Below are 4,417 nucleotides of genomic sequence, written 5' to 3' on the forward strand. Positions count from 1 at the left end.
GGGCGGCGCGCTGTTTCACCTCGCCCTGTCGGCCCGCGATCTGGTGATCGATCTGGTGGCGCGTCACGGCATTGATTGCGATCTGGCGCTCACTGGCCACCTCACCACCGCCGTGCGCCCGCGCGACCTCGACGATTTCGCCCACGAGGCCGAGGCGGCGGCCCGGCTCGGCTATCACTGCCTGTCGGTTCTGGATGCGCCGGCGGCAAAAGCGGCCGTGGCCAGCCCCAGTCACGGCGGGCTGCTCGATGCCGGCGGCGGCCATTTCCACACGCTCAACTACACGCTGGGCCTCGCCCGTGCTGCGGCGGCGGCCGGCGCGCACCTGCATGAACACAGCGCGGTGACGCGGCTGGAACGGCGGGCAGGGGGCGTGGTGCTGCACACTTCGGCGGGCCGTGTCACCGTCGCCCAGGCCATCGTCGCCGGCGATGCGCTGCTCGGTCCGCTCAATGCCCGTGTCCACAGCCGCATCATGCCGGTGGCCAATTACATCGTCACGACCGATGTTCTGCCCGATAGCGGCGCCGGCCTGATCCCCAGCAACCAGGCGGTGAGCGACAGCCGCTTTGTCGTAAATTATTTCCGCCGCACGCCCGATGGCCGGCTGATGTTCGGCGGCGGCGAACGTTATAGCCCGCGCCCCCCGGCCGACATGGCCGCGTTCGTGCGGCCCTTCCTGGAACGCAGCTTCCCGATGCTGGCCGGCATCGGCATCGCTCACGCCTGGGGCGGCCTTGTTTCGATCACCCGCAGCCGCCTGCCCGACATCGGCCGCGATGGCCCCGTGCTGTGGGCGCACGGCTATTCAGGGCAGGGCGCGGTGCTCTCAACCCTGGGCGGCGCCCTCCTCGCCGAAGCCGCCCTGGGTGACGAAACCCGCTTCACCCCGTTCGCCGCCGTGGCCCCCGCCGGCTTCCCCGGCGGCGCGCTGCTGCGCGGCCCACTGCACGTGCTCGGCATGCTCTGGTACGCCTTGCGCGATCGCACCGGGTGAAGTTGGATTGGCAATCGAAATGGTGGACGCACCAAGGTTCGCACCTAGGACCGCTGACCTCGACATCGATCCTGCGCTGGTTACAGGAGCGGCAGATCGATCCTGGGGGGTCTGGACGCATGACGACAACACCATCAGGCCGCACGCGAAGCCGGGCGGTCACACCCCGGGCGAGATCGCCGGCCAACAGGGCAGGGTGCATGCCCCCAGCCCTGTTGCAATCACATCAACCATCAGCCATCAAAGCCAAGGGTTCTCCTTCTGAACGGTACCAATTAGGGGTGCACGCCAATCAACGCCACGTTTTCAAACTGAGCGCTTACTGAAAAATCACGGACGCAGCAGGATAAAATGGCCGAGAACAAATTCGACATCATCGTATACGGGGCCACCAGCTTCGTCGGCCAGATCATTACGCGCTATATGCACGAGCAGTTCGCCGACGGGTCGATCGTTTGGGCAATCGCCGGGCGGTCACGCAGCAAGCTGCAGCAGCTCAGCGATACGATCGGGCTTTCGGGGGTCGAGCTTATTGTGGCCGACGCGGCTGATGAAAAGGCGTTGGTGCAAATGTGTGCCCGGACCAAGGTCGTGATGTCCACCGTCGGCCCGTACGCGCTTTATGGTGACCTGTTGGTGAAGGTGTGCGCAACGACCGGCACCCATTATTGCGACCTGACGGGCGAACCGCAGTGGATCCGCAAGATGCAGTCACGCCATGCGGCCGATGCAAAGGCCAGCGGCGCGCGGATCGTGCATTGCTGCGGCTTCGACAGCATCCCCTCCGATCTGGGCGTCCATTTCTTGCAACGCCATGCGTTGGAACAGTTCGGCCAACCCTGCGACCGGATCAATATGCGCGTCGTCAGCATCAAGGGCGGCGCGTCGGGCGGCACGATCGCGAGCATGATCAACATGGTCAAGGAAGCTGTTGGCGACGCAGATCTGCGTCGCGAGTTGAAAGACCCCTATAGCCTTTGCCCGCCTGGCCATGGCTTCTCGATTACACAGCCGGATGTGAAAATCGCATATGATGATGTCTACGGCGGCTGGGTTGCCCCCTTCGTCATGGCGGGCATCAACACGCGGGTGGTGCATCGGTCCAACGCCCTGAGCAACAAGAGCTATGGTGCGGCATTTCAGTACGAGGAAGCGATGGTGACGGGTGAGGGCGCGAAAGGCAAGCGGACGGCCCGAACTGCGACTTGGGGCGTGAATGCCCTTATGGTCGGCTTGGCTGCGCCGCCTGTGCGTTGGCTGCTCGAGACCATGGTGCTGCCCAAGCCGGGCGAAGGACCAAGCGAACAGGCGCAACTGGAGGGCGGCTTTGATCTTGTTTTCCTCGGGTCGACGGCAAAGGGCGACACGATAGGTTGCCGGGTCACAGGGGACCGCGATCCCGGCTACGGATCAACTGCCAAGATGTTGTCCCAAGCCGCCGCATGCCTTGCCAAAGACGTTTCTGCCGAGGTGGCGGGTGGCTTCTGGACGCCAGCGACGATCTTGGGGGATAGGCTGATCGAACGGCTGCAGGCGCATGCCGGACTTACGTTCGAGCTGTTGCCCTAGGCGGGCAGATCGCACTCGGTGGGGGGCGATCACTTGCGCCAGCGGTCGTAGCGCTGTTCGGTGACGCCGATCCGGCGATGCGCATCGGCACCAGTTCTGGCCTGTGCCAGCCCGATCTCCGCTGCACGCAGCTTGTCGATGATCGCCTCTGGCGTGTGTTTCCTCGCCATCCCATTCCTTCTTCGTGGCCGAACCTCTTCCAGATTTTGGGTCACTCAAAGCGGGGCAGGGCAGGATCACGCACGAAAAAATCGTTTCACGGCGATCAAGCCAGATTGAGCAAATCCGCCGGTAAGCATCCAAGGGTTTGTGACAGCGCCATTATTACCCTCAGAGAGGGGTTCTCCTGTCCTCTTTCAATCTCGCCTAAATATCGGAAATCCATACCTAAGCGGTATGCAAGCTCCTCTTGCGTAACTCGCAGCGCCTTTCGTCGCGAACTTACGTTTGCGCCCAATATGACGGACCAGTCTCTTTCTTGCGACACTTCCAGCAGCGCGCCCTGTTGCCGGCTGTAAAACAAGGGACTATAGTTCCTCTATTGGCCGAAATTTATTAAAATATTTATATGGAGTAAAATTAACATGATGAAGCGTTTAAACCAGAGTTCGACACGTATCTGTGCCGTCATTGCTCTGACGAGCGTACTGGGTACGAGCGTGCCCCTATCTGCGCAGCAGATGCCTCTACCCAGCGACCAGCCAGCGTTAACGTCGCAACCGTCGTCGCAACAAGTTGTTATTCCATCGAACACTGAAGTAGTCCTTCGGATGAGTGACGAACTCTCGTCAAAGGGTGATCAAATCAAGGTTGGCCACACATTCAGGCTGACGGTCGCATACGATGTCCGGATTAACGGCGTCACTGCTATTCCTAGCGGCACGCCCGCGATTGGAGAAGTGACCATGCGGACTGGTAAGGGCGTCTTCGGGAAGTCTGGCAAACTGGAAATCGCGCTTCGTCGGATCGACCTTAATGGGCAGGCCATCCCTATTGATGGAAAATTTCGTCAGGAAGGCGAAGGAAACACTCTTGCGGCGCTCGGGGCTGTGTTCATTGCCGGGGGCTTGTTGTTCGTTACAGGCAAGAGTGCGGTGATCCCGAGAGGTAGGGAGTTGTCGGGTTACACGCAGTCGGCTGTCACCGTAGCAGTAAAGTCATAATGCTTGGAACGGCATACAGCATAAAGGTCGCGCGCTTCTGACGCAAAAAGAACAACTAAAATCGTATGTAGGAAGGAAGCTCGGGTCCCATCTCGGGGAAATGTGGGTACCCCCGGGGTGTGGTCTGGTTAGGTGGGAATTTGAGGGGGTGGGAGTGCAAGATTGCAGTCACGCCGCCTTGCTTGATACATCGGCTTTGTGCGCCAACCGCGCACTGCCTCAATGTCCGTCAAGTGTCCGTTCTACCGGGCTGTAAGCCGATACGGCATGCCAATCACTGACGTGAACTCTCACTGCCTCGTCGATCGTCAAAACTTGGGGTGGATAATCTCCCCAAGTCCTCTTCACCGAGTTTGAAAATGTCCCTGTCGCACGCATTTCGGCCCCGGCCTTTGTCCTTTCAGTTGAGTTTTGGCGTTGTCACGCTTCTGATGTTTTCGTTCTTCGCCGTGGCGCCACTGCTGGGCATCCTTGTCTACAGCTACCAGGAAAATGAACGCTCGGCGCTCGCCAACCTGGAGCGGCAGGTCAACCGCAACATGGCTGAAACACAACAGGCATCAGTCGAACTGATTGATTCAGTTGCCCGCAACATGGCGATTGTCGCCGCGGTTACTGCTGCCAATCCCCGGCAATTCCGCGCAGACGGCGCCAACAACCTGCTGTGGCATGCCCTGATCGACGCAGA

6 protein-coding genes are annotated in these 4,417 nt (G+C 60.6%); 4 read left to right on the plus strand and 2 right to left on the minus strand.

The annotated features are described in order from the left end of the window. Both Q7O19_RS13090 and Q7O19_RS13095 read left to right on the plus strand, forming a co-directional pair. A partial coding sequence (locus Q7O19_RS13090) for an FAD-binding oxidoreductase (RefSeq protein ID WP_303810932.1) occupies positions 1-997 on the plus strand: 997 nt, incomplete at its 5' end. Positions 998-1,348: 351 nt separating this feature from the next. After that, entirely contained in the window at positions 1,349-2,566 is a 1,218-nt protein-coding gene (locus tag Q7O19_RS13095; RefSeq protein WP_303810933.1) for a trans-acting enoyl reductase family protein, read from the plus strand. A gap of 29 nt (positions 2,567-2,595) precedes the next feature. Here Q7O19_RS13095 and Q7O19_RS13100 read toward each other — a convergent pair whose 3' ends face one another. Both Q7O19_RS13100 and Q7O19_RS13520 read right to left on the minus strand, forming a co-directional pair. After that, positions 2,596-2,736, minus strand: a complete 141-nt coding sequence (locus tag Q7O19_RS13100) for a hypothetical protein (protein ID WP_303810934.1) — start codon at positions 2,734-2,736, stop codon at positions 2,596-2,598. A gap of 95 nt (positions 2,737-2,831) precedes the next feature. Beyond that, positions 2,832-3,053 (minus strand): helix-turn-helix domain-containing protein, encoded by a 222-nt coding sequence (locus Q7O19_RS13520; RefSeq protein ID WP_369692487.1) that lies wholly within the window; start codon positions 3,051-3,053, stop codon positions 2,832-2,834. A 283-nt stretch (positions 3,054-3,336) separates the two neighbouring features. On the opposite strand from Q7O19_RS13520, the gene Q7O19_RS13105 reads away from it, so the two are divergent. Together Q7O19_RS13105 and Q7O19_RS13110 are read left to right on the plus strand one after the other, a co-directional pair. After that, on the plus strand, positions 3,337-3,729 hold the full coding sequence (locus Q7O19_RS13105; RefSeq protein WP_303810935.1) for a hypothetical protein: 393 nt from the start codon (positions 3,337-3,339) through the stop codon (positions 3,727-3,729). Positions 3,730-4,049: 320 nt separating this feature from the next. Beyond that, positions 4,050-4,417: hypothetical protein (locus tag Q7O19_RS13110; RefSeq protein ID WP_303810936.1), on the plus strand; the 368-nt coding region annotated here is incomplete at its 3' end.

Source organism: Sandarakinorhabdus limnophila DSM 17366, from assembly GCF_945882885.1.
Taxonomy (GTDB): domain Bacteria; phylum Pseudomonadota; class Alphaproteobacteria; order Sphingomonadales; family Sphingomonadaceae; genus Sandarakinorhabdus; species Sandarakinorhabdus limnophila_A.